This window comes from Psychrobacter sp. SC65A.3, from assembly GCF_025642195.1.
GTDB lineage: Bacteria > Pseudomonadota > Gammaproteobacteria > Pseudomonadales > Moraxellaceae > Psychrobacter > Psychrobacter cryohalolentis.
On the sequence record NZ_CP106752.1, the window covers coordinates 792687 to 818802 of the forward strand.

Below are 26116 nucleotides of genomic sequence, written 5' to 3' on the forward strand. Positions count from 1 at the left end.
CATGTTTTGTTAAAGTCACTGTGTTAAACGCCTGACTGTCTTGATTGAGCCTAAGGGTTATTTGGTATAATGCAAAAAATACATGAGATTGCATTATGAACGCCTTTACATCCGATTCTAGCCCTACCTTCAAACGTCATTCTTATAAACTCTTGCAAAGTACAGTGTGGTTAGTTGCTGCATCCGCCTTATTCGCCTGTAGCCAACCTGACAATAGCGCGTCCAATGCAAGCTCCTTACAAAATGACAATGGCGCAGCAGTCACCGCAAATGTTGCTGAATCAAATGCTCAAACGGAATCGGCAATAACAACGCCAGCCAGCAATCCAGATTTATTAAAAAACGTCTCAGCAACGGTCTACAAAGATGCCAATTGCGGCTGCTGTAAAGACTGGATAAGTCATGCAGAAGATAATGGTCTGAGCGCCACTGCGCACGATGTTACGGATTTGGCAGTATTTAAAGAGCGCTACGGCGTACCAACTGAGATGCGCTCTTGCCATACTGCTGTCACAACCGACGGTTACGTCTTTGAAGGTCATGTACCAGCCAAATATGTGGCGCAGTTTTTAGAAAACCCACCAGTACAAGCCCTAGGTCTTGCGGTACCTGGTATGCCAGTTGGTAGTCCAGGTATGGAGTATCAAAATAAATTTGCGCCTTATCAGATTATGCAGCTTAATAAAGATGGTACTACTGAGGTTTATGCTGATATTGTCTCAACCGAGCAACAGCTATAAGCTAGCGCTTTTTTGCTTTGTAATACCTAAATTAAATCATTATCAGACAAGGCGGTACCATGAATAATAAATTAAGTACCTTTGCTCTCGCTACCAGTGCCTTATTGGCACTAAGCGCCTGTCAACCAGCCAATGATAAGGTTGACGTGACTGCCCCAGAGGATGCTGCATCGCAAAAGGCTGTACAAGAAAATACTGCTGCAGCGGACCCGCATGCAGTTCATGATATGAGTGCAGGCGCTATGGTAGCAGACGGAACACCAATGACGGCTATGCTCAAAGAATACACTGACTCAATGACTAAAATGAATGAAGATATGATTGGTATGGATTATAACGATCCAGACGCGGCATTTGCTCAAGGCATGCTTGCTCATCATATTGGCGCGGTAGATATGGCAGAGATTGAATTAAAATACGGCACCGATACAGAGATGCGTAAACTGGCGCAAGAAATAATCGACGCCCAGCAGTCTGAGATTGAGCAGATGAAAACATGGCTCGCCAACAATCCTGATGCCAAAACGCCAACAGCGGATACTAAAGCCATGCAGCAAGCTTATGCTAAGGGTATGGATGCGATGCATGGTGACATGATGAAAGGTATTGCTGACCCAGTACCAGACATGGCATTTGCTCGTGGCATGTTACTTCATCATGTTGGGGCAGTCGATATGGCAGAAACGCAGCTTAAATATGGTAAAAATCCTGAGATGCGTAAGCTGGCGCAAGAAATCATCGACGCCCAGCAGCCAGAGATTGAGCAGATGCAAAGCTGGATTGCAGCAAATAAAAGTTAAATTTAACACCTAAACTTTAATACTTAAACCTTACTATAATGAAATGTAGACCCTATATTTACTAAGTATTTTGCAATTCGAAGTATAAAAAAGCAGCCTCTAGAGGCTGCTTTTTTAATGTCAGTAGCTCAAAAGGCTATGGAAAGAATGACTATTTTTCACCACACTCACAGCATTTCGAACAGCGATCACATTTATCACAAGTTGATGCCGCGCTACAGCCGCACTTTGGGCAGGTACAGCCAGTATTATAGTGGATGGTCGGTATCAATGAGTGTACGCTATCTTTAGAAGTCATTTTCATAACAAATCCTCTTCCTTGATCGTTTATTCAGTCTGGCAATAATCGCTACCGCAATCAGTGGTTTTATTGTTAATACATTATAATAAATAGTGCCCGTTAACATAGGTGCTCTGCTGATAAAACGGTAGAGATGATTTTGTTAAAGTAACCGCTAGATAAGTAACTATGACGAATATTGTAGTGGCTGATGTTAGAGCACATAACTGGTTACGATTATCTAAAACCACGCTTAGTATATGACAGAAAAAAGGAGTATAAGTATTCTGGTTATTCCTTTTCTGGACCTAAGCTATGTATGTGGGCATACCGTATCGGTTATTAAATAAATTTATCGTTGTAATAAGCCTTATTGGTGTCGGTGTTGCCTTAATTGATAGTGGTTTTACATTGTCCGCATGGTTACAACAAGTATTTCACCTGTTTTATATGAGTATTATTTTACTCAGTTTCGTCACTACGCTAAGACGTTATATACGTCCAAAAACACGCCTGACGGTCAATAAAGTAGCTGTCTTTGATTTGCTGACAAGCATTGCCATTTTAATCTTGCTCGTCCTACATTTTACTGAATTGTTTCAATCGGGGTTGTCTACGCCCGCTGATGGTTTTATTGCCATCAAGATTGCCGTACTAGTCACTTTCATCCGTGAAATATCAGATAATAATTTTAGTCTTAACCGAGCCTTTTTAAACCCCGGTCAATTTTTTATCTTAAGTTTTTTATCAGTGATACTGGTCGGATCATTATTGCTAATGATGCCAAATGCTACCAATCAACCCATCTCCTTTATAGACGCATTATTCACTGCGACCAGTGCCGTCTGTGTGACGGGGCTCATCGTCGTCGATACCGCTACCCATTTCACTACTTTTGGGCAAGTGATTATCCTAGGTCTTATCCAAATTGGCGGTCTTGGCATCCTAACGTTTGTGACTTATTTTAGTTACTTCTTTAAGGGTGGTATCAGTTACGAGACCCAGCTCAGTATCAGTGAGATGACATATTCGCCACGTATGGGCGATATGGTGACAACCTTAAAGTCTATTTTATATGTCACCTTTGGTATTGAGGCACTGGCAGCAATACTGATTTATATAAGTGTTTATGATTTGGCAGGCATGAGCATATTTGAGCGTTTATTCTTCTCTATATTTCATGCCGTTTCGGCATTCTGTAATGCTGGATTCTCTACTTTTAGTGCAGGGTTATACGATGAATCACTGCGCTTTAATTATCCTTTACAGCTGATTATCAGTATTACCTTTTTATTTGGCGGTATGGGCTTTTTAATTGTCGTTAACTTGCTCCGCTATCTGCGTCACCGTATGCAAAGAGCGTTGTGTCGTGATGGTCAGCGCTATGCCTACCAGCCGTGGCTGTTGAGTATCAATAGTCGGATCACTTTAATCACCTCGGGTGCTTTGCTGTTAGTAGGGCTGATTGGAGTGATGATGTTTGAGTATCATGGTGTGTTGGCTGAGCACAGCAGTTGGTATGGCAAGCTGGTAGCAGGTCTTTTTACTGCTGCGACACCGCGAACCGCAGGCTTTAACAATATCGACATGAATGCCTTGGCTTTTCCAACCATCATGCTGACCATTTTTTTGATGTGGATTGGCGCATCTCCAAACTCTACTGGTGGTGGTATTAAAACCAGCACCTTTGCCATTGCTTTCCTAAATACCTTGAGTTTGGCGCGTGGACAGACCAAAGTCGAAGTATTCAAACGCGAAATTGCAGATAACTCAATTCGCCGTGCGTTTTCTGTTATGTGGTTGTCCTTATTGGTCATTGGGCTGGGCGTGACTTTGATCAGTTATGATCAGCCTGAGCTTGATTTGATTAAAGTGATATTTGAGTGTTTTTCAGCCTATAGCACGGTGGGATTAAGCTTAAATCTGACGACGGAGCTGTCTACTTTTAGCAAGCTTGTGGTGTCATTCATTATGTTTGTTGGGCGTGTCAGTATGCTGACGATTTTTATTGCTTTACTCAAAAATAGACATGAGCGTAACTACCGTTATCCAACGGAAGAGATTACTATTAACTAACCCGTCCCATAACTACCACTATAGTATAGAGGTGAGTGACAAGGAGTATTATGAAATTCATTATCGCAGGTTTGGGCAGTTTTGGGTCTTCGCTTGGTATGGCGCTGACCAGTCAAGGTCATGAGGTCATTGCTATCGATAGCAGTATGCAAAAGGTTGAAACCTATAAAGAAGTGATTACTCATACCATCTGTATGGATGCGACCGATGAATATACGGTCAATGGTCTACCGATTAAAGACACCGATATTGTCGTGGTAGCTATTGGTGAAGACCAAGGTGCCAATGTCATGGCAACCGCGCTTTTTAAAACGCTAAAAGCACGGCGTTTGATCAGTCGTAGTATCAATCCACTACACGAAAAAGTCCTACAAGCGATTGGGGTTGATGATATTTTTCATCCTGAGAAAGAGGCGGCAATGCGCTGGGCAAAACGGCTGTCCTTGCGTTATTTTGTAGACTCGTTCGAGTTAAGTGACAACTTTAGTATTGTCGAGATTGGTATTCCTACTGATTTGATTGGTAGAACCATCGGCGAGCTACAGCTTGAACACCGATTTAGTATCAAATTGCTCAGCACCATGCGTTATGAGCACTATGAAGACAGCTTCGGTCGTATGCAAACCAAACCAAATATACAAGGCTTGGCAGCACCTGAACAAGTACTACAAGATAATGATGTACTGGTCATTTATGGTGCTAATGAACATATTAATAAGTTTTTACGTAGTGTTGGGGTTAAAGCCCGTTAAATAAGGAAAGAGGCCATGAGAAAATATCGAGTATCTATGCTATGTCTGACTGCCCTGATATTGTTTTCAGGCTGTGATCGGTCTATACAAGATCCAAATGTGATGTTTTCAGAGAAGCATAAGGACCCCATTCAAGAGCTGGAAAAAACGTCAAAAGAAACGGATCACAGCCAGTTTGGCTACAAACAAACGTTTTATGTGCCCATATATTCGGACATTTATACCGATCGAGACAATCGCAAAGTATTGCTTTCGGCAACACTCAGCGTACGTAATACTACGTTAAAAAAATCATTATATATCAATAAAATTGATTATTATGATACTGATGGTGCCTTAGTAAAGTCCTACTTAAGAGCTCCTATTGAGTTACCAGCGATGGCAACTCTAAATTATATTGTCGAAAAAGAAGAGGATAAAGGGGGTTCTGGTGCCAACTTTATCATTGAAGTAGAAGGGGTGGACGACACCGTTACGCCTGTCATTGAGGCAGTCATGATTGGTAATTTTAGTAATAAAGGCTTTGCTTTTAGCACGGAAGGTACGCCTGTTGTGCATTGATAAATGTATGTCAGCAGATCGATTTTACCAAGCATCAAATAAAGTAAATTTGAAAGATTTGTGGTTACTATCAGATAGGCGAGCAGACAATGACGCAAACGTTGATTCACTACTTTTTTCATTTAGGCATGCCTTTGATCGTTGCGTATGTGTTTTTCCGTAATGATTACAAAAAAGCCTATCTAATACTTCTGGTTACTATGCTGGTTGATTTGGATCATCTGCTAGCGACGCCCATATTCTCGCCCAATCGCTGTAGTATCAACTTCCATCCACTGCATACCTATTATGCAATGGCAGTATATTTGAGTATGTTACTGCTACCTAAGCCCTATAAAATCATTGGTTTGGGCTTACTATTACATATACTAACTGACCTAAACGACTGCGTCATGACGTATTCTCACATCCCCCAAGCGTTTGATAATGCGCCTGCTCGTGAACTGGTAATATGGTTAGCAGATAAGTTTAGATAGCATTTTTAAGCAGACAACCGCTCAGTTAAAAAATTAAGCAAGAGTGTCATTCTTTGAGGTAGACAACGACTGTGCGAATAAAATACCCATGGTGGTGTTATCTAAAAATTAAAACTTAGATTTTATAATGATTGAGAGGTTGTTAAAAAGGTCGGCTAATGAAGAGTATCCGACCTTTTTGGTGCCGCTAGACAGATTAATTATCGCTTTGAGATACCGCTAAATCACTAGTATAAGCAAATAAAGCGGGCGCGCCGCCAGTATGCCAAAACAACACACTATCCGTTTTTTTGATTTTACCGGTACGAATCATATCGAGTAGTCCGCCCATCGCACGACCCGTATAAACAGGATCTAATAATATCCCTTCCATTTGCGCGGTCATGGCAATGGCTTCATTTTCTAGTGCACCAATCACTCCATAACCGTCTCCCACATAATCAGAGTTAAGCACTAGATCTGTCTCTGAGAAGGTGTAATCTGCCCCAATCAATGCCGACGTGCTATTGGCGAGGGAGATAATATACTGATCAAACGGCACTTTATCGGTTTCACCTTTATCAATATTGATACCTACTATCTGATAAGGCAAGTTAAAGATTTTATTACCCAGCATCAAGCCTGCTTGTGTCCCGCCGGAGCTGGAGGCAAAGACGATATGTGTGAATGAAATATCCCTCTCTTGACGTTGTAATTCAAGCTCTTTAAACGCTTCAACAAAGGCAAAAGCACCAAGCTCGCTTGAGCCGCCATAAGGGACAATATAGGGTTTCTTTCCTTCTTTTTTAAGTTGTTCTACGATATCAGGAATGTCTTCCCCTTTACGGTTGCTGCCTGCCCAGTGGATATGGCAGCCAAAAATCTTATCCAGTAAGAGGTTGCCTTGCAACTGTTCTGGTTCTTGTCCGCCCAAAACTAAATGGCATTCAAGTCCCAAACTGGCTGCGGCAGCTGCGGTCTGGCGACAATGGTTTGACTGCGCGGCACCTGCTGTCACGATTGTATCCGCACCTTGAGCAAGGGCGTCCCCAATGATAAATTCAAGCTTTCTGGTTTTATTACCGCCTAATGCCAGTCCCGTATTGTCATCGCGTTTCATATAAATTTTAGGACCATTAAGGGCTGTGCTTAATCTGGTCAGCTCGGTTAAAGGCGTTGGGAAAAACCCTAAAGGTTGCCGATTCATACTTGGCAGGCTTGGTATAGATTTGTTTTGCATCATTCGTCCTCTCTGATATAAGGCAATTTATAGATATTGTTAAACAATATCTGAACGATCATAATGATTCGATTCATGCAGACTGTCTATCATTATAGGATATCAATAAAAATGACTCAGTCTTTGCTAACTGCTGCTATTTACTGTTATATGAGTATAAAAGCGACTTGGTAAAGGCTGGGGTAGCCCACTAGTTTGACCTAAAAAAATGGTGGTCATACATAGAGTATAACCACCACCGGAGAAGTATTTCGAGAACAGAGTAACTAAAACTTAAATAGCAGGCTTAAATTTTCTACGGTAGATACTACGTATGACAGGCATGAATACCATCAAAATAGCCAACAACCATAGCACTACTGTGATAGGGCTGCTCCATAAGATACTAAGCTCGCCTTGAGAGATAGACAGGGCACGTCTTAAGTTAGATTCCATGAGCTCACCCAATACATAGCCCAAAATAAGCGCTGATAAGGGGAAGTTTAGTTTACGTAAGAAATATCCGAAGACACCAAGTGCCACCATAAATACCAGGTCAAAGGTCGTGCTATGGATAGAATATACGCCAACGAAACTGACCGCAGCAATGGCTGGTATCAGGATGTAGTTCGGCACGTCAAGCAGTTTGGCGAACAAACCCACCAAAGGGATGTTCATGATCAATAAAATCACGTTACAGATAAATAGTGAGGCAATCAGACCCCATACGATATCTGGCTGCTCAGTAAATAACTGCGGACCCGGTGTGATGTTATATAACGTCAACGCACCCATCATGACTGCTGTCGTACCAGAACCTGGCACACCTAGCGTCAACATTGGCACAAATGAGCCACAAGCTGAGGCATTATTTGCCGCTTCTGGCGATGCAACACCGCGAAGATCACCATCACCAAAAGTACCGGTATCACCAGCGATTTTACGTTCACTGGCATAAGTCATGGCACTGGCAATCGTTGCGCCTGCACCTGGTAAGATACCAACGACAAAGCCCATTAGACCACTACGTAGCATGGCCCCAAAAGCAAAAGTAAACTCTTTAAAGTTTAAGAGACTGCGTTTACCTTGTTCAATAACCTTGTGTCCAGTCGTGGTTTTTTCGAGCAAGATTAGAATTTCACTCACACTAAAGAAACCAATAACAATGGTAGTAAATTGAATACCATCAGATAGGTTGACGGAATCAAAGGTAAAGCGATAAATACCCGTAACGGCATCAACCCCAACAGTTGCTAGACCAAGACCAATTAATGCGGCAATACCCGTCTTAACTGGTTGATCACCTACCAAACCACTTAAACACGTGATAGCAAATACCATCAGTACAAAGTATTCAGCAGGTCCAAATGAGATTGCCCATTTGGCTAATAACGGCGCAAATAGCACCACGCCGATTGTCGCGATAGTGGCACCAACGAAGGAGCTGACAGCAGATAAAGACAGTGCAATACCAGCCTTGCCTTGTTTTGCCAATGGATAGCCATCCAAAGTCGTCATAATGGCGCCGGCATCACCGGGTACGTTAATGAGAATGGCAGAAATACGACCACCATATTCACAGCCAAGATACACGGCTGCAAGCAGAATGAGCGCACTCTCAGGCGGTAAACCAAGGGCAAAAGCAAATGGCAGTAATATCGCCACACCGTTAATCGGGCCAAGACCCGGCAACATACCCACAATCGTACCTAAAAAAGCTCCGATTAATGCAAGAAGTAAGTTTTTTGGGGTAGATGCAACAGCAAAGCCATGCATCAAAAAATCAAAAGTATCCATATTGGCTATCCTATTATCCCTGACAACAATCCGAGTGGTAATTTGACATCTAAAAATAGGTCAAATAAGACATATAAGCCAATACTGATTAACACTGAAAAGATAAAACTCTTTAGAGGATTACCTGCAAACAGTAAACCTACGGCGAAAGACATCAGAATAGTGGCAAGAATAAAGCCCAATACTTCAAAAATGAGACCATAGACCAATAAGGCAAGCGCACATAAAATAAGATTACGGATGATCGTTTTGTTTAAACCCAATTCAATCGCTTTAGTAAAACTGGCGGGACGAAAAGCAACGACTAAGCAGCCAAAGGCAAGCAGAGAAAAGATTAAAATAGGGTAAGGACGAGGACCAATTGGGTCATAAGCAATAGGGGCAACATAACCAATGGCTAAGTATATTAAGAATATACTGACCAGTGCCATCAGCCCGGAAAACAAACGTTCCATTGTCATAAGGAGCATTCCTTGAATTTTGGGGGCAAAAAGCTGACAGATAGACATCCTGCCAGCCCTTTGAGAAATACCAAAACATTTGATATTCAATTACTAAAGGTTATTAAATCTTAACGTAACTATTTGGTTGGTGCTGCTTCAACAAGACCATATTCAGCAGATAACTCGCGTAGTTCGCCCGTACGTTTATAAACGTAGGCTTGTAGCTCATCGCCAGTCATAGAGAAAGGTAGCAATTCTTGTTGCTCACGTATTTCAGCGAATTTCGGATCAACAAGCATCTTATCGAAAGCCTCTTTCCACCAGTTATAAGCACTAGGGCTTACGTCTGGACCCATGTAGTAACCACGAACGACTGGCCACGTCACATCATAACCTTGCTCTTTCGCAGTAGGAATATCGGTCATCGTCCCGCCCAATCTTTCATCTGCAAATACTGCTAATACACGTAATTTACCTGCATTGGCTTGCGGCATAATCTCAGCAATACCAGCACTGACAACAGTAATATGATTGCCCATCACAGCTGTGATCGCCTCGCCGCCGCCTTCCATGGCAACATAAGTCATGTCACTAGGCTTAACCCCAACGGCTTTAGCTAAAATAGCGGTTTGCATCCAATCTTGACCGCCAACACTACCGCCAGCACCAAAGCTGATCGCTTTTGGATCTTTTTTGAGTTCAGTAACTAAGCCAGCTAAATCTTTGATAGGAGAGTCTGCGTTGACTGCGATAGCGCCATAATCAGTACCAACGCCAGCTAGCCATTTCACGTCTTTTTCAGTAAATTTACCAAATTTACCTTGCGATAAATTAAGGATAGAGCCAGTAGAGAAGGCAATAATAGCATCGCCATTATCCCGATCATTGGCAACGATTTTGTTATAAGCAACAGCACCGACGCCGCCTGGCATATAGGTGACGCGCATAGGATCTTTTAAGATACCAGTATCTCTTAAGCCAGCTTGGGCAAGCTTACAAGTCAAGTCAAAACCGCCACCTGGTTTGGCAGGCGCAATACATTCTGGACGTGAAGGGGCAGTGAGCTCACTTGAGCCATCTGCGGCAGTCGCATCTGTACTGGCAGTTTCATTTGCATTGTTACAAGCGGTCACAGATAGGATAGACAGGCCAAGAGCCAGATAGGATAGTTTTTTCACACGACACTCCTTGTGTGTATTTTTACAATAAAAATTCAATAGAATTTTGGCCAAAATATAAAGTTATTACAGGTGAAGTGAAGACTCGATTAACGAGATGACTAAACTTCGTAACAGTAGAGATTTATCACTTGCCAAAAGTAACAGAATATTTTAAAAATAACAAGAAACATATGTATGTATATATGAATTTTATAGTAATATATTAAATTGAAGGCGACATAATATCTCCTGTTATAGCAATATTCAGGATGAATAAATGATATGAATACCTTTGAAAGAAAATATTTAATTTAACTAAAACAGATAGATAAGATGATTTAGTGATGGCCGAGATGATTTAGATGTATCAAAAATCACGTTGATATAAATACTATTACGAGGCTAAAACAACGATTTAAGAAGTTATGAATTTAGTGAGAAAAATAGATATATGGGGATCAAAATATAGCAAGCAGGTGTAAAATTTTTAAAAAACCACGGTATATTTTGCCTATGAGCCGTTAAAACATCAGCTGGATAAGTAAAATTGCGAGTATTCCAATACCAATATCTAAGGGCACTGCTTTGAATAGTAGCGCATTAAAAAGCTTGTCTTTGTTTATAACGACTTGAGAAGCGCCTAACATCAGACTACCTCCTGATGAGAAAGGCGAGAGTGATGAGCTTTGCGCCCCCACAACAATACAGGTAAATAGTAATAAAGGGCTTAGTCCAGAGGCAACGGCTAGGGGCAGGACCATAGGGAATAAAGTAGGGGCGACTACCCCGAGAGTACTGGCAAATATCGACATAATGGCGCTAATCACAAAGACTAAAATCGGTATCATCCAGATAGGTACATTGGTACTTAGCCATTCTGTCAGCTCGTAAATAACGCCTATTTCTACTCCGAGGCTGATTAACATACCGACACCACAAATCATAATGAGGGTATTCCAAGGTATTAAAGCAATCACTGCTTTTTCATCGCCTAATTTTAAAAATAAGCTCACTAAAGCAAAAAATATGGCGATAAAACCAATGTCAATCCGAGCGTTCAAAAACTGAATCGCTGATACTTGTGGCATGAGTAAATTTAAAATGGGCACGATAAGTACAATAGCCATCATAATAAAAATCAGTATAAGAGACTGTTTTTGCTTACTGTCAAAGGGCTCTGGTATGGTCGTCTGAATCGCGATTTTGCTGTTTTTGGCATTGATAAAGCTATAAGCACCCAATACAATCATAGGCATTATAAAAGTGACAGCGAATATCCCTAACACATAAGTAAAGGTATTATCATTTGCGACGCCTGCGCCGCGCATCAGCTCTCTAAAAATAACACCGCTTTGTGAGGTGATAAAGTTAGCACCCGCTAAGGCACCATAGTTCACCGATAAAGTAGCAATGACAAGATTCAAGTTAGTGCGTTTAGACAACAGCAGGATCATCGGTGCCATCGTTGCTAAGACCGTATAATAACCAGCCCCTAAGCCTGCAATAATTGTGGCCACAAGGAAAATAACCAAAGGTAAGAATGCGGGAAAGTGACGGCACTTATAGATTAAATGATTAGATAGCTTTTCTAAAGCACCGTTAGCTAGGGGAAAGTTGTAGAAAAGAGTCACCGCAAAAATAACAAAGAAAATTTTGAGAGGCCATAGCTCAACAATTTCATGTGCCTTCATCCCCATACCGAAACAACCGATTAGATATGAAAATGCAATAGCAAATAGGCCAATATTAATCTTAGTGGTATAGCCCAAAATGATACATATCACGATGGCGGCTAGAATATAAAGAGTCACGACTACTCCTTGACCTTAACTGTATGAATTCTATAAAAAACTATAGCAGTTTTTACAGAGTAAAGAGTATTACGCTAATATTGACACAGGGTTTTCTGGACTAGAAGAGCTTATAAATCTTCAAAGTGCATTTTTTTGAATAGAATGATAGCAAAAAAGTTGGCGTTAATTAGGAAAGATTAATCATAAAAATATAATAATGCTTTAATATTAATGTGATACCTATCGAATGCGCTGAAAGCTTAAGAGAAGTTGATCAGGGATAACGTAGTTTTACAGCAATAGCAGTGCTTGACGAGATTGAAACAGTTAATAAAAACCTTTCCACTGTGGTGAAAAAAATGCTAAATAATTTCAAAGAATTTAAAATGCCACGTTATGAGCAAGTGCGATGGCATATACAGACGTTACTGACAGAGAGTAAGTGGGATGAAAACACACCCTTACCGACGGAGCAGGAGTTTGCAGATAAGTATGAAGTATCTGTAGGCACTGTCCGAAAAGCTGTCGAAAAATTGGTAGAAGATGGGGTGTTAATAAAGCAGCAAGGCAAAGGCACCTTCTTAAAACGTCCAGATTTTGCAAGCTCACTATTAAGGTTTTTTAAGTTTCGTGATAAAGATGCTCGCTATGTCACACCGACAGGCATAATTAAAAAAATCATGGTTATAGACGGTATTGATGACATTAATAAAAAACTAAATATAGGTAAAAACAAAGCGCTCATTTATATAGAGCGTACGCGTATGGTTGAAGACAGAGTCTTGTTAAGTGAAAAGATTTGGTTACCTAAGAGTCGCTTCCAAGCTTTTGCAACCTTAAATCCTGAAGATTTCGAGAATCTTCTCTATCCGTTTTACTATACCAAGTGTGGTCAATTTGTGTCGTCTGCTGTAGAGACGCTGTATTTTATAACCGATCACAGCGACGATTATTTGGGCAATACTAAGCAAGAAAACTTAGTTAAGGTATGCCGCATTGCGAAGAATCTAGAAGGCGATCCTATCGAATATAGAGAATCCTATGGGCTGGCAGAGAAGTTCAGCTATGAGATTAATATTATTTAGGCGTTTATTAAACCTATATCGATAATTAAGTGACCGTTTGAGATAAACAGATTAAAAGACAGTACCTTTAGGAAATACTAAAAGTACTGTCTTTTTTGCATACATTTTTCTGTTTTATCAATTACCCTGTATTGCGTAGACCTGCTGCCAAGGCATTAATACTACGGATTAATGGATCTTCAACGTCGAGGTCACCATGATTGGTATCGCTTGTAGCGTCTTTTTGTCTGGCACGCTTCAATAGCTCAATTTGGATATAGTTGGTTGGATCTAAATACGCATTCCGCCATTCAAGGGAAGCGGCAAGATTCTGCTGATGCTCCAATAACGACTCTTGGTTAAGCAAGGAGTTTAAACCTGAATAGGTCAGCTCATGCTCATCCGTCACCGCTGTCATAATCTGTTCACGTAATATCTCATCGTCACATAATTGGCTATAAGCATGAGCAATACTCATATCAGACTTGGTAAATGCCATTTCAATATTGCTAATAAACACGTTAAAAAATGGCCAGCAGTCAATCATTTCTTTCATCAGTGCTTCATCATCGATGACGCTGTGCAACGCACTGCCGACACCATACCAAGCGGGCAGCGTAAAGCGCGCTAATGACCAGCCAAATACCCAAGGAATTGCGCGCAAAGTCGTCTTGCTTGGTAGACCTTTATTACGATGGGCAGGGCGTGAGCCAATATTTAATAAGGAGATTTCTGCCACTGGCGTCGCTTGGGAGTAGAACTGATAAAACCCTTCGGTATGATCCGTTAGCTTGCGATAACGCTGCTCACCGGCGTCTGCTAAACGCGCAAAGAGCGCTTCATAATGTGGCAGTTCAGGCGGTTGCACCACGAATCTTGAGGAGCAAGCTTTAAGCGTGCCAGTGATACCCATGGTTAGCTCAAATACAGCGGTATCGGTGTTGGCATATTTGGCATAAAGGACTTCGCCTTGTTCGGTCACTTTGATTTGTCCGTGCAGTGTACCAGCGGGCTGAGCAGCAATCGCTTTATGTGTTGAGCCGCCACCACGACTTACGGAGCCACCGCGACCATGAAATAGGCGGGTTTTGATGCCATATTCTTCTGCGATACGGTTAATGGTCTGCTGTGCGCTATAAAGCTGCCATGCAGAAGTAATGATGCCTCCATCTTTTGAAGAGTCCGAATAGCCCAGCATGATTTCTTGGGTATTATCTGAATGCTGCAACAACCCTCGATAAAGCGGATTATCTAAAACCGCAGGTAAAATCTGATCGATATTTTTAAGATCTTCGATGGTCTCAAATAACGGTGCTACGGGCAAGTCGGCAGACAGTCGCCCTTCGTCATCCACTTTACATAAGCCTGCAAAGCGCATGAGTAGCAATACTTCTAATAATTGACTGGCGTTATTGGTCATTGAGATAACATAACTGCCAAAAGTATCTTGCCCAACCAGTTTGCGTAAAGTCGCTACTGAGTGCATCAAGGCCAATTGTTCACGGGTTTTATCCGTTAAATTATCGGTATAAATGAGCGGTGTGCCTGGTTTCTCAAGCAGGCGCGTCAACCATTTTTGGCGCTCGGTTTCATTGAGGCTTTGATAGTCAGGCAAGTTAGAAGCATTGGCAAAAATATCGGCAATCACTTCGCTATGATAAGACGACTCTTGGCGAATATCGAGCGCTGCCAAATGGAAGCCACAGGTCTTTACCAAACGTATTATATCGAGTAATAAGCCTTCGCCATGTGCTGTGTCATGAGTATTCACACTTTGACGGATGATGCGTAAGTCTTCTAATAGTTCTTGTGGATTGGCGTAGGCATCTTTTTTAGCCGCACTATCATTCCCTTTGCTTTGGATTAGAAGATTGGTGGCTTTGACTTTATTTAGGATTAAGGAGAGGAATCTGCGATAAGGTTCATTGCCGTAATCATCAAGATTGTAATCAAAGACTCGTCTGTCAAGCTCACTATAACTTTCAATCTTGGCATACACATCAGGTTCGATAGTAACAATCGTATCACTATGAATAAGCTGACGACGTAGTTTCTTAAGCAGCACTTGATAGTGACGTAGCACGGTATCGGCATGCATCAATACCGCCATTTCTGTGGTGTCATGAGTGACAAAGGGATTGCCATCTCTGTCGCCACCGATCCAAGAGCCAAAGCTTATGAAAGCAGGTAGAGGGTAGTCTGTTAGCTCAGGATAAATATCAATAATGGCGTTTTTAATATTACGATAAACCTTAGGAATGGCGTTGAATAAACTGGCATTGAAATAATGCAGACCATTATTTATCTCGTCATAGACCAAAGGCTTACGCGTCCGCACTTCATCAGACGACCATAGCAGATCAATCGTTTGCGCTGTTTTTTCTCTGGCTTGCTCGTAGGCAAAACTGTTTTGTGCAACGTTATTTAAGGCATCGCTATGCGTGAATAAACCTTGTAATAAGTTCATCGTTGTACGGCGACGCGCTTCAGTAGGATGGGCGGTAAATACAGGCATGAATTTTAGTTGCTCAATGAGCTCTTGCATCTGTGCTGGCTCAATATTGCGCTCACGACACTCTAGTAAAGTACGGCGAAACGATCCTTCCCAGCTCTGCTCTGATTGCATACGTAATGCATGGCGCTCTTCACGTAGATAATTCTCTTCACTTAGATTGGCTAAGAAAAAATAGATAGAAAAGCTGCGGATGACATTTTTTAAGGATTGATTATCTAACGAGGCGATGAAGTCGATAAGTTGTCGCTTATTCGCTTCGTTAGGCTCACGGCGTTGTTGAATAAAACCTTTACGCAGTGTTTCAATCGTCTCGAGCGTCTGTTCGCCCGTTTGGCGAGAAATTGCATCCCCTAGGAAGGAACCTAATAAACTAATGCGTTCACGTAATATGTCATTATCTATTATCATCCTTGACCTTCTCCTTAAATTAATTAAAAAATAGTGAAGCAGTAAATCTGTAATTTTGTATAAAGAAAAATACTGCTTAATATAATGTTTAGTAATGAGCAGTGAATAGGACTAATATTCGCTTTTATCAAAGACTCAGTGTTTTTGATAAAAGCGAATCAGCACAATAATGAGACGATAAAGGCTGGCAAGCTATCTTCTAAAGTGTAGCATGGGTGACTTCGCATATTAAAGAAGTTAGCGGATTAAGTTAGCGGCAATACCGAGGCGGTTAAAAGCGCGTGAGATTGAAAATTATAGGATAGGCAAGAAATATGGGCAAAATTATTGGAATACCTTTTATACGTGAATTGGTAGCGTTTGCTAAAAAAGATATATAATTATGATATCTAAAATATAGGCACTGAAAACATGAATATCGAAAGCGACACCGCCAATCAAATCGCTAATCAAATAGAAATCATCTATGAAGATGAATTTCTGGTGGCGATTAATAAAGAGGCTGGGCTGTTGGTGCATCGCAGTTGGCTGGATAAAGGCGAGACACGCTTTGCCATGCAGCTCACCCGTGATGCGGTAGGTTGCCATGTATTTCCGGTGCATAGATTAGACAAGCCTACGTCAGGCGTGTTGTTGTTTGCCAAGAGCTCAGCCGTGGCGCGCAGCCTTACGGAGGCTTTTACTGAACACAAAGTGACCAAGCAATATTTAGCTGTGGTGCGCGGCTATATGTCAGAACAAGGCAGCGTTGATTATGCGTTGAGCTTTCAGCCCGATGCTATTGCCGATAAGTTCGCTAATTTGGATAAACCTGCTCAAGAAGCGGTGACCCATTGGCAAAGTTTGGCACAAATTGAGTTGCCATTTGCGGTGTCAAAAAAGCATGACACTAGCCGCTATAGTCTAATGCGCTTAACCCCCGAGACCGGACGTAAGCATCAACTGCGTCGGCATATGAGACATTTATTCCATCATATCGTGGGTGATACCAGCCACGGCGATATACGTCACACACGATTTTTTCGTAATCACTATGATTGTACTCGCATGCTGCTACATGCTCAGAGTTTAGCGCTCAGCCATCCGGTCACCGGTGAGCCATTACTGTTAAAAGCAGGATTAGACGATCAATGGATGCGCATTTTGGAAGAGTTTGCTTGGGTAGAGAGTGCCAAAGATTAACCAGCGTAAAGTTTAGGGTTTATCTTCAAAAGTCATATTAAAGAAGTCGACATACAGGTCTTAGTGTAGTTAGCAGGTTTTAAAATAATAAAGACCGAAAATACGGGTGCTGCAATCGAAGGTTCAGGTTCATAGTGAGGAATTGAACTGACATTTGCTGTCAAATTCGTAGACATTAACTTGGAAGACATCAACTTGGAAGATTACCATTTCAAAAAATACTCATTTGTAGTAATAACTTCACCAGTTTTTCAACCCCTTAACTCAAATCGCTATTTGGACTGTTTCCAAATAATCGTTTATATTCTCGGCTAAATTGGCTGGGGCTTTCATAGCCTACTTGCATGGCAATCTGTGATATTTGAAAGTCATTGGTTATGATCAGACGCCTCGCTTCCATTAATCGTATTTTTTTTTGATACTGTAGCGGACTCAACTGTGTAATCTCTTTAAAGTGTTGGTGAAAACCTGAGACACTCATACCACATCGGCTCGCCAAGTCTCCAATCACCACAGGTTCGTCTAAATGCGCTTTTAGCCAATCGGTTGCTTGTGCAATACGGTGAGTATGACTGCCATTGATGACCAGTTGTCGCAACTTATTCCCTTGTTGTGCCGAGAGCATGCGATAATAAATTTCTTGCTGTATTAAAGAAGATAAAAAATCAGTATCATTTGGACAATCAAGTAAGTTTACCAATCGCTCAAATGCTTGCATTATAGCGTCATCTAATTGCCATTTTATTCCCAAATTACCTTCTTTTACTTGTTGTTGAGGCGGTATTCTAGCGAGTACTTCTTGAATCATCACAAGATTTAATTTCATTGATAAAACGATGACAGGATGGTCTGACGAAGCATGCTTAATATGCATACTTAAAGGAATATCGACAGGGCAAAACATCAGGCTGCTATTGTCAAATTTTTGGCAATCTTTTCCTAAGTAAATCTCGCGCTCGCCTTGTAGGACGATACAGATGCTAGGCTCTTGAATGTAGCTGACGGTTTTACTTGGTCTGTCAGCGCAATAGAAAAATAAGTTTGGAATAATAGATTCGATTGTTTTATTTTTGGGTAATAGTCTAAGTAATTGCTCAATGGTTTTTGTCTGCATGATGTTTTTCTTACATTTGGGTTTGCTTAATAATATAAATTTTTGGATAATTAGGCAAGAGTTTCGTAGGACTGTTCTAACGAATTGTTGGTTGCGCATCTATAATAATCCTATCACGACGCATCAAGTCTGATTTTAATCATATTCAATAAATCTAAATAAGGAACGCATAATGAAAATATTTTATAAAACTCGTGCTACAGCAACTGGTGGTCGTTCTGGACATACAGGTCTTGACGATGGTTCGCTCGGTTTTGATTTGGTATCCTTTCAAGAAAAAGATAAAGAAGGTGTGAATCCAGAACAGCTGTTTGCGATGGGTTACGCTGCGTGTTTTGATAGTGCGCTAAATATGACTGCACAACAAATGAAACTACCGGTAACCGCTTCGAAAACATCTGCTCAAGTTGGTATTGGTATGAAAGCTGATAATAGCTATAACTTAGATATAGAGCTGTCTGTCGAAGTATCTGGTATTGATGAATCGCAAGCACAAACTCTAATCGCGACCGCTCATCAAGTTTGCCCATACTCTAATGCCACTCGTGGCAATGTTGATGTGCGTTTGCATGTTACCGTTGTTTAAATAGCGTTTGTCATTAAAAGCCAATAACTATAAAAAATAATACAACAATTGTACAACAATAATAAAATTTAAAATTGCTTGGCTACCTAGAGTAGCCAAGCAATTTTTTATGGTACTAAGCAATATAAATACTAAAATTCTTACACAAGTACCAGTTTATTTTCTTCCGCTGACTAAGTTACAATGGCTAGCAGCGATTAATAAATCGACTGCATAAGTACTGGGTACATAAGCTGCCAATTACTTTTAGCTCAGATTAAACTGTTTATGGGCGTCTGCTAGATATATGGTACTGACACTCAAAAGGCAGATAACGACTTTTGATGAAGTAGCGCAGACCAGTAAAGTTAGCAACTAAGGTAAGTAATGATATAATGCCCCGACAATCGATATTTTATAAAGGGTTTACCTTATGGCTCGTACAGCTAGCGCATTACACATTTTAGTAAAAGACAAAGAACAAGCTGAAGATATCCTTGCCAAGCTTAAAAAAGGCAACATGTTTGATGTGTTGGCTAAGAAATACTCAACCTGCCCATCAGCTAAAAAAGGCGGCAGCTTAGGTGAGTTTAAGCAAGGCGATATGGTACCGCCATTTGATAAAATCTGCTTCAGCGGCGAACTCCTCACCCCACACCTAGTGAAAACCAAATTTGGCTGGCATGTGGTTAAAGTGCTTTACAGAACGTAAGAGTTAGAGTCGAAGCTTTGATTGATATCAATCTAGTATTTTCCGGTACATCCCATATTGCCCTAATAAAAAAAGCCTCAGTCGTTAGACTGGGGCTTTCTTAATGTTTGATAGGCATAAGCAGACTTGAATTGCTGATAACACCCTATATCGTTCAAAGTAGATCAACCAAATATCATAATACGACAATATCTTATATGTATTGATTTTATTAGCCTACAGAATTGATTCTAGAGGCTGCTTTTTTATATGTCATCGATATTGTACATGGATATACATTATAAGATTTAAAAGTGCTGACGCTATTTACTTTTTACCACACTCACAGTATTTCGACCACCTATCACATTTATCACAAGTTGACACTGCGCTACAGCCACACTTCGGGCTAGTTACAACTAGCGCTATCACGTATCGCTGGTATCAATGAGTTCACTCTATCTTTAGACGTTACTTTCATGATAAGTCTTAGTCTTTGATGGCTCATTCAGTCTGTCATTACTCACTAATTAAGACAACAATCCCGCAATCAGTGATTTTATTATTGGATGCATCACAATAGATAGTGCTCTTGAACATAGGTCACACATAGCTCATAAAAAGCTTGAGCGGGCGGGGAAATAGATTTGTCAGCCAGTTTAAAGATGCCGATTTGTCTGTTTAAAGAAGGGTCAAGTAAGTTTATCCAAACCAGCTCGGGTTCATTAGAAGGAAAGGCGAGTTTCGGTAGGGTGGTGATACCAAGATCGTTTCTTAACAATGAGAACAGTGAGGTAATATTTTCTACCGTATAGCGAGCTTTGCGGTTGAGCACTTCTGCGGGTGTGTTCTCGAGTAATCGACAGGTGCCATTATAAATAAAAGGCTCTGCCATGAGTTGTTGCCATTTTAGCCCTTGAGAGTGACGCGATTCATGATTCAGCGCATTGCTTTTAAGACAAACCACACCGATAGGGTCTGATATAAGTGGGGTAAAATCAATATCTGTTTGATTGATACTGGTACAGTTACCTAATGCCAAATCCACCTCGCCCGTGAGCAACCGATTTGCGACGCCAACCGCGTTATCATCTATCAAAACAATTTCAATATCAGGGTATTTCTTTGAATAGGCGACCAATACGCTAGGCAGTAACTTAGTAACCAGTGATGGTACGCTAGCAATTCTTATCTTCCCTTTATCGCCTGCTGCGGTCGCTCTTAAGTCCTCTTCAAACGCTTGATAAACACTAATGAACTGCTGAATCTTTGGCAAGCAACTTTCCCCAAACGGCGTCAGTGTTGCTTTATTGCCACTTTCGAATAAACGCTGATCCAGTGTTTTTTCCAGCTCTTTTATAGAGGCGGATAATGCGGCCTGTGTTCTATTGGCGCGGTTGGCTGCCACACGAAAACCCCCTTCTTCTACCACAAACAAAAAATGTCGTAACTGTTGTAGTTTCATAATCGTTAGTGCCTTTGTGCTTGCTGCCGTTGATCAGATACTATTTATTATAGCGATAGATTAAATCTATCATATTTAATATTTAATTAGTTAGATTTGTCATTATTTATTGCGTAGGATAATCAATAACACAGAAATTGCCAAACCATTCATTCAAAGGATATGACGATATGACGACTCCCTCAACCAAACAAGCGGTTCAGACTTCACTTTATGCCTCAAAAGCACCTCTTGAATGGGCAGTCACGAGTAATGGCACATTATACACCGCGCAGATTCCTATTGATGAAAACGGTGATGTGGTCGCAGGTGGTATCGAAGCCCAAACTCGGCAAACCCTTGATAATTTAAAGCATACTTTAGAATGTGCCAATGTAGGCATGGACTCAGTGTTACAGGTACTCATTTATGTTACTGATCGTGAATATCTAAAAACGGTCAATCAAGTCTATGCAGAATATTTTACAGCACCCTATCCAAATCGCGCGGCTTTAGTGATAGCAGGACTTGCTCGTGAAGAGATGTTGGTTGAGCTAGTCGTATACGCGAACGTACCATAGTTTTTCACTATATTTATACAGCTCTTTAAATCATTTTATCACTTGAATTTTAATAAACTGAGGACGCCACTATGTCAGCTCAAAACACACAAAAAGTATTACAGCAAGACCCACAGCAATCACTTTATATCAATGGTGAATGGCAAGCGGGTAGCGATACCATTGCTAATATTAACCCATCTGATATCACCGAAACTATCGGCGAGTTCGCCCAAGCCAGTAGCGATCAAGTCAAGGACGCTATTGCTGCTGCCCGCCAAGCGCAGCCAAAGTGGGAGGCAACGCCGTTAGAGAAGAAGCAATCTATTCTGCAGGCAATTGGCGATGAGATGATTGCCCGTTGCGATGAATTAGGTACTTTGTTGTCACGTGAAGAAGGCAAGCCATTTGCGGAAGGTCGCGGTGAGATTTATCGTGCAGGTCAGTTCTTCCATTATTATGCCGCTGAGGTGTTGCGTCAAATGGGCGATACTGCGGATTCAGTACGTCCAGGGGTTAAAGTAGAAGTCACTCGTGAAGCAGTCGGTGTCGTCGCTATTATCTCTCCTTGGAACTTCCCAACCGCAACTGCTGTGTGGAAAATAGCCCCAGCTTTAGCATTTGGCAATAGTGTCATTTGGAAGCCTGCCAATTTAACACCAGCCAGTGCGGTCGCCTTAGCTGAAATCATTCATCGTCAAGGGTTGCCTGAAGGCACATTCAACTTGGTATTGGGTGGCGGCTCATCAGTTGGCGATGCACTCATTAATTCAAAAGATATTGATGCAGTTAGCTTCACAGGTTCTGTGCCAACCGGTCGTAAAGTTGCTGCGGCAACCGCGCCAAACTTTGTCCGTTGCCAGCTTGAGATGGGTAGTAAGAATGCCTTGGTTATCGCTGATGATGCCGATTTACAAGTCGCGATTGATGCGGCGGTTGCTGGTGCGTTTGGGGGTTCAGGACAAAAATGTACGGCATCTTCACGCTTGATCGTCATGGATGGCATTCATGATGCTTTCGTCGATGGTGTCATTGCAAAAATGAAAACCCTAAAAGTTGGTCATGCGCTTGATGACGGTATCTTTATGGGTCCTGTGGTTGATGATAAGCAACTTGCATCCAACCTAGACTGGATTGAAAAGGCCAAGCAAGCCGGTGCCAATTTAGCCTTTGGTGGCGAGCGTTTAGATATGCCGCATGATGGCTATTATATGTCGCCTACCTTGTTTACTGAGACTGATAACAGCTGGGATATCAATCAAGAAGAGGTGTTTGCGCCCCTAGCTTGTGTCATGCGCGTCAAAAATTTGGAAGAAGCGATTGCGATGACCAATGATACTCGCTTTGGTCTAACCGGCGGTATCATTACCCAAAGCTTGCGTAATAGTGCGATGTTCAAAGAGCAAGTACAAGCAGGTTGCGTCATGGTCAATCTAGCCACTGCTGGTACGGACTATCATGTACCGTTTGGTGGTCGTAAAGAGTCTAGCTTTGGCCCGCGTGAACAAGGTCAGTACGCTAAAGAGTTTTATACTATTGTTAAAACGGCTTATCAAAAGGCTTATTAAGAGTCAGTTAATGACAGGTGCTAATAGTGATGTGTGGCTGGTAAAGATTCTCCCGCCACAATGCATTCGTAAAAGTATAAAAGGAATTAACCATGTATCAAGACCATATCGTCATTGACGGCTTACAGTATAGCCATTGGGATCGTGACTATTTCAAAATGCTGCAAGCCAGCGGTATCAATGCGGTACATGCCACCTTGGTTTATCACGAGGATTCGCGGCAGACAATGACACGCTTTGCAGAATGGCATGCACGCTTTGAGCAAAACTCAGATCTTATCTTGCCGGTGTATTCAGTCACTGATATTGCGATGGCAAAGCAGCAAGGTAAAGTCGGTATCCTTTTTGGCGCGCAAAATTGTTCACCGATTGATGATGAAATTGGTCTTATCAGCGTGATGCGCCGCTTAGGACTACTGATCATGCAGCTGACGTATAATAACCAAAGCCTACTAGCAACCGGTTGTTATGAGAAGAATGATAGTGGCATTACGCGCTTTGGCCAGCAGGCGATAGCAGAGATGAATCGAGTTGGGATGATTATTGATATGTCGCATAGCGCAGAGCGTTCAACGCTTGAAGCGATCGAGCATTCTACGCGCCCGATATGTATCAGTCATGCCAATCCAACGGCTGCACACGATGCGTTGCGTAATAAATCTGATACCGTTATTAGTGCCTTAACCAAAGCAGGCGGGCTGTTAGGTTTTAGCCTATATCCGTTTCATTTGCCGAATGGCAGTGATTGTACGCTCAATGATTTTTGCAGCATGGTTGCTGATTGTGCTGATAAATATGGGGTTGATCATTTAGCGATAGGCAGTGATTTGTGCCTAAATCAACCGCAAGCGGTACTTGAATGGATGCGCAATGGACGCTGGTCAAAGGCAATGGATTATGGCGAAGGCAATGCCAACAATTCAGGTTGGCCGGATACTTTGCCATGGTTTGCAGGCAAGGATGGGATGGAGAATATTTATAACGGTCTGCTCAAACATGGCTTTAATGATGCTGATGCTGGAAAAATCATTGGACAAAACTGGTTTAATTTTCTTGAAAGTGGCATTAAGCCTTTAGTATAAATGCTAGGCACAGATGTAGCTTTCTAAAATGCTGGCTAAAACTCAAATTCACGAGCATGAAAGTCACAAGCATTAAAGTATAGATGGGTAAGACGATTTAGATAAAACGCCAATTTAAATGACGCAACATTATCATATGGAATCACATCATGGCTGATTTAAAAGGATTTAACAGTAAGCAACATGAGCAAGGACGCTCTCACGAAACCGATAAGATAGCGGATAATTTAATGCATGTAGAGACTCCATCAGATACTTTAGGGCTAAAAAACCCAGCATTTTGGTACAGTGGTGGCTTTATCATTGTGTTTGTTCTTATGGCCATCTTTGCCGAAGAGCGGTTGGCAAAACTCATCAATATCGGATTTTCTTGGTCGGCAACGGTCTTTGGTCCTTTTTGGCAAATCTTATTGTTAGCGACCTTTGTGATTGCACTAGCAGTCGGCGCAGGTCGCACGGGACGCGTTATTTTAGGTAATCTAGCGAAGCCTGAGATGGACGGTTTTAAATGGATGGCGATTCTATTCTGTACGCTGCTCGCTGGCGGCGGCGTCTTTTGGGCAGCCGCTGAACCTATCGCTCATTTCGTTAGCGCGCCGCCTGTCTATGCTGAAACCGCCGATATCCAACAACGCGCTTTCAATGCGCTATCTCAGTCCTTTATGCATTGGGGATTTCTAGCTTGGTCAATTGTCGGTAGCTTGACGGCTATTGTAGTGATGCATCTACATTATGATAAAGGCTTACCGCTTAAACCGCGTACACTTTTATATCCTATGTTTGGTGAGCGCGTGCTGACAGGTCAAACGGGTGCAATTATCGATGCTTGCTGTATTGTCGCTGTTGCTGCCGGTACGATCGGTCCTATTGGATTTTTGGGCTTACAAACCAGCTATGCGTTGAATACGCTGTTTGGTATTCCTGATACCTTTACTACCCAACTTATCATTATCATCTTTGCTATTGCACTTTATACGCTCTCAGCCATTAGTGGTCTTGCTCGAGGTATGCAGCTGCTCAGTCGCTTTAATGTCATATTGGCCTTTGGTCTGATGGTCTTTATTTTGATGTTTGGTCCTAGCAAATTTATTGTTAATGGGTATATTCAAGGTGTTGGTACCATGGTGCAAAACTTTATCCCGATGGCAACCTATCGCGGTGATGAAGCTTGGCTTGGTGGTTGGACGGTTTTCTTTTGGGGCTGGTTTTTGGGTTATGGTCCGATGATGGCGATATTTATTGCTCGTATCTCACGCGGTCGCACGATTCGCGAATTGATTACGACAGTGTGCATTTTGGCGCCATTGGTTACCTGCTTTTGGTTCACGGTCATCGGTGGTTCAGGTCTTGCGTTTGAGATTGCCAATCCTGGTAGTGTAAGTACAGCATTTGAAGGCTTTAATCTTCCTGGAGCACTGCTTGCCATCACTCAGCAGCTGCCATTTCCTTTAATTACTTCCTTATTGTTTATCATTCTAACCATGGTTTTCATTGTTACTACTGGTGATTCGATGACCTATACCATCAGTGTCGTGATCAGTGGTGAGAGAGAGCCAAATGCTATTATTCGCACCTTTTGGGGCGTGATGATGGGGGTAACGGCGATTGTTCTTATCTCGCTTGGTGCAGGCGGTGTGACAGCGTTGCAATCCTTTATTGTCATTACGGCAGTGCCTGTATCCTTTGTTTTGCTGCCATCATTATGGAATGGACCAAAAATTGCCCAGCAAATGGCACGGGATCAAGATCTTTATCGCCCTAATAGAGTGGAAACTGCTCATCAACTCATCGAAGAGCAACTTGTCGAAAAAAATAAAAAAATCGACTAGGTAGCGCTTTATTATAGA

Annotated in this window: 23 protein-coding genes; 14 read left to right on the forward strand and 9 right to left on the reverse strand. The window is 41.8% G+C overall.

What is annotated here, in order from left to right; translation table 11 throughout:
* Positions 1–95 precede the first annotated feature (95 nt).
* On the forward strand, positions 96–740 hold the full coding sequence (locus tag OEG80_RS03410) for a DUF411 domain-containing protein (RefSeq protein ID WP_020443978.1): 645 nt from the start codon (positions 96–98) through the stop codon (positions 738–740).
* 59 nt (positions 741–799) lie between these two features.
* Positions 800–1540 carry a CopM family metallochaperone gene (gene copM, locus OEG80_RS03415; protein WP_020443977.1) on the forward strand — a complete coding sequence of 247 codons (741 nt, stop codon included), beginning with the start codon at positions 800–802 and terminating at the stop codon, positions 1538–1540.
* A 151-nt stretch (positions 1541–1691) separates the two neighbouring features.
* On the opposite strand, the gene OEG80_RS03420 is transcribed toward copM, so the two are convergent.
* Positions 1692–1844: a hypothetical protein gene (locus tag OEG80_RS03420; RefSeq protein ID WP_187289115.1), complete on the reverse strand. Its 153-nt coding sequence runs from the start codon at positions 1842–1844 to the stop codon at positions 1692–1694.
* A 291-nt stretch (positions 1845–2135) separates the two neighbouring features.
* Between OEG80_RS03420 and OEG80_RS03425 the strand changes: the two genes are divergently transcribed.
* From OEG80_RS03425 to OEG80_RS03440, 4 genes are all read left to right on the forward strand, one after another.
* Positions 2136–3896: a TrkH family potassium uptake protein gene (locus tag OEG80_RS03425; RefSeq protein ID WP_181209831.1), complete on the forward strand. Its 1761-nt coding sequence runs from the start codon at positions 2136–2138 to the stop codon at positions 3894–3896.
* 50 nt (positions 3897–3946) lie between these two features.
* The gene (locus OEG80_RS03430) at positions 3947–4648 is read left to right on the forward strand and encodes a potassium channel family protein (protein ID WP_263241749.1); all 702 of its coding nucleotides are present in this window, start codon (positions 3947–3949) and stop codon (positions 4646–4648) included.
* Between the two features lie 15 nt (positions 4649–4663).
* Entirely contained in the window at positions 4664–5209 is a 546-nt protein-coding gene (locus OEG80_RS03435; protein ID WP_149409190.1) for a DUF3124 domain-containing protein, read from the forward strand.
* Between the two features lie 89 nt (positions 5210–5298).
* A complete protein-coding gene (locus OEG80_RS03440; protein ID WP_263241750.1) occupies positions 5299–5685 on the forward strand; it encodes a DUF6122 family protein in 387 nt (128 codons plus the stop codon).
* A gap of 196 nt (positions 5686–5881) precedes the next feature.
* Here OEG80_RS03440 and OEG80_RS03445 read toward each other — a convergent pair whose 3' ends face one another.
* The 5 genes from OEG80_RS03445 to OEG80_RS03465 form a co-directional block, all read right to left on the reverse strand.
* On the reverse strand, positions 5882–6904 hold the full coding sequence (locus tag OEG80_RS03445) for a D-cysteine desulfhydrase family protein (RefSeq protein WP_263241751.1): 1023 nt from the start codon (positions 6902–6904) through the stop codon (positions 5882–5884).
* A gap of 273 nt (positions 6905–7177) precedes the next feature.
* Positions 7178–8680: a tripartite tricarboxylate transporter permease gene (locus OEG80_RS03450; RefSeq protein WP_020443969.1), complete on the reverse strand. Its 1503-nt coding sequence runs from the start codon at positions 8678–8680 to the stop codon at positions 7178–7180.
* 5 nt (positions 8681–8685) lie between these two features.
* Positions 8686–9141: a tripartite tricarboxylate transporter TctB family protein gene (locus tag OEG80_RS03455; RefSeq protein ID WP_041753189.1), complete on the reverse strand. Its 456-nt coding sequence runs from the start codon at positions 9139–9141 to the stop codon at positions 8686–8688.
* 119 nt (positions 9142–9260) lie between these two features.
* Positions 9261–10301 (reverse strand): Bug family tripartite tricarboxylate transporter substrate binding protein, encoded by a 1041-nt coding sequence (locus tag OEG80_RS03460; protein WP_263241752.1) that lies wholly within the window; start codon positions 10299–10301, stop codon positions 9261–9263.
* A 503-nt stretch (positions 10302–10804) separates the two neighbouring features.
* Positions 10805–12094, reverse strand: a complete 1290-nt coding sequence (locus tag OEG80_RS03465; RefSeq protein WP_263241753.1) for an SLC13 family permease — start codon at positions 12092–12094, stop codon at positions 10805–10807.
* Positions 12095–12435: 341 nt separating this feature from the next.
* Here OEG80_RS03465 and OEG80_RS03470 point away from each other — a divergent pair, with 341 nt between their 5' ends.
* Positions 12436–13161, forward strand: a complete 726-nt coding sequence (locus OEG80_RS03470) for a GntR family transcriptional regulator (protein WP_133105025.1) — start codon at positions 12436–12438, stop codon at positions 13159–13161.
* A 121-nt stretch (positions 13162–13282) separates the two neighbouring features.
* On the opposite strand, the gene ppc is transcribed toward OEG80_RS03470, so the two are convergent.
* Positions 13283–16063: a phosphoenolpyruvate carboxylase gene (gene ppc / locus OEG80_RS03475; protein WP_263241754.1), complete on the reverse strand. Its 2781-nt coding sequence runs from the start codon at positions 16061–16063 to the stop codon at positions 13283–13285.
* A gap of 411 nt (positions 16064–16474) precedes the next feature.
* Here ppc and truC point away from each other — a divergent pair, with 411 nt between their 5' ends.
* A complete protein-coding gene (gene truC / locus OEG80_RS03480; protein ID WP_263241756.1) occupies positions 16475–17245 on the forward strand; it encodes a tRNA pseudouridine(65) synthase TruC in 771 nt (256 codons plus the stop codon).
* A gap of 259 nt (positions 17246–17504) precedes the next feature.
* Here the strand turns inward: truC and OEG80_RS03485 are convergent, their stop codons facing one another.
* Positions 17505–18359 carry an AraC family transcriptional regulator gene (locus tag OEG80_RS03485; RefSeq protein ID WP_263241757.1) on the reverse strand — a complete coding sequence of 285 codons (855 nt, stop codon included), beginning with the start codon at positions 18357–18359 and terminating at the stop codon, positions 17505–17507.
* Between the two features lie 172 nt (positions 18360–18531).
* Between OEG80_RS03485 and OEG80_RS03490 the strand changes: the two genes are divergently transcribed.
* Together OEG80_RS03490 and OEG80_RS03495 are read left to right on the forward strand one after the other, a co-directional pair.
* Positions 18532–18945 (forward strand): organic hydroperoxide resistance protein, encoded by a 414-nt coding sequence (locus OEG80_RS03490; RefSeq protein WP_263241758.1) that lies wholly within the window; start codon positions 18532–18534, stop codon positions 18943–18945.
* 412 nt (positions 18946–19357) lie between these two features.
* Complete coding sequence (locus OEG80_RS03495) at positions 19358–19636, forward strand: peptidylprolyl isomerase (RefSeq protein ID WP_011514138.1); 279 nt, start codon at positions 19358–19360, stop codon at positions 19634–19636.
* Positions 19637–20189: 553 nt separating this feature from the next.
* On the opposite strand, the gene OEG80_RS03500 is transcribed toward OEG80_RS03495, so the two are convergent.
* The gene (locus OEG80_RS03500; RefSeq protein WP_011514137.1) at positions 20190–21080 is read right to left on the reverse strand and encodes a LysR family transcriptional regulator; all 891 of its coding nucleotides are present in this window, start codon (positions 21078–21080) and stop codon (positions 20190–20192) included.
* Between the two features lie 170 nt (positions 21081–21250).
* Here OEG80_RS03500 and OEG80_RS03505 point away from each other — a divergent pair, with 170 nt between their 5' ends.
* From OEG80_RS03505 to OEG80_RS03520, 4 genes are all read left to right on the forward strand, one after another.
* Complete coding sequence (locus tag OEG80_RS03505) at positions 21251–21640, forward strand: RidA family protein (RefSeq protein WP_011514136.1); 390 nt, start codon at positions 21251–21253, stop codon at positions 21638–21640.
* 71 nt (positions 21641–21711) lie between these two features.
* Positions 21712–23187 carry an aldehyde dehydrogenase family protein gene (locus tag OEG80_RS03510; protein ID WP_263241761.1) on the forward strand — a complete coding sequence of 492 codons (1476 nt, stop codon included), beginning with the start codon at positions 21712–21714 and terminating at the stop codon, positions 23185–23187.
* A 92-nt stretch (positions 23188–23279) separates the two neighbouring features.
* The gene (locus tag OEG80_RS03515; protein WP_263241763.1) at positions 23280–24269 is read left to right on the forward strand and encodes a dipeptidase; all 990 of its coding nucleotides are present in this window, start codon (positions 23280–23282) and stop codon (positions 24267–24269) included.
* Positions 24270–24418: 149 nt separating this feature from the next.
* The gene (locus tag OEG80_RS03520) at positions 24419–26098 is read left to right on the forward strand and encodes a BCCT family transporter (RefSeq protein WP_263241766.1); all 1680 of its coding nucleotides are present in this window, start codon (positions 24419–24421) and stop codon (positions 26096–26098) included.
* Positions 26099–26116: the final 18 nt, after the last annotated feature.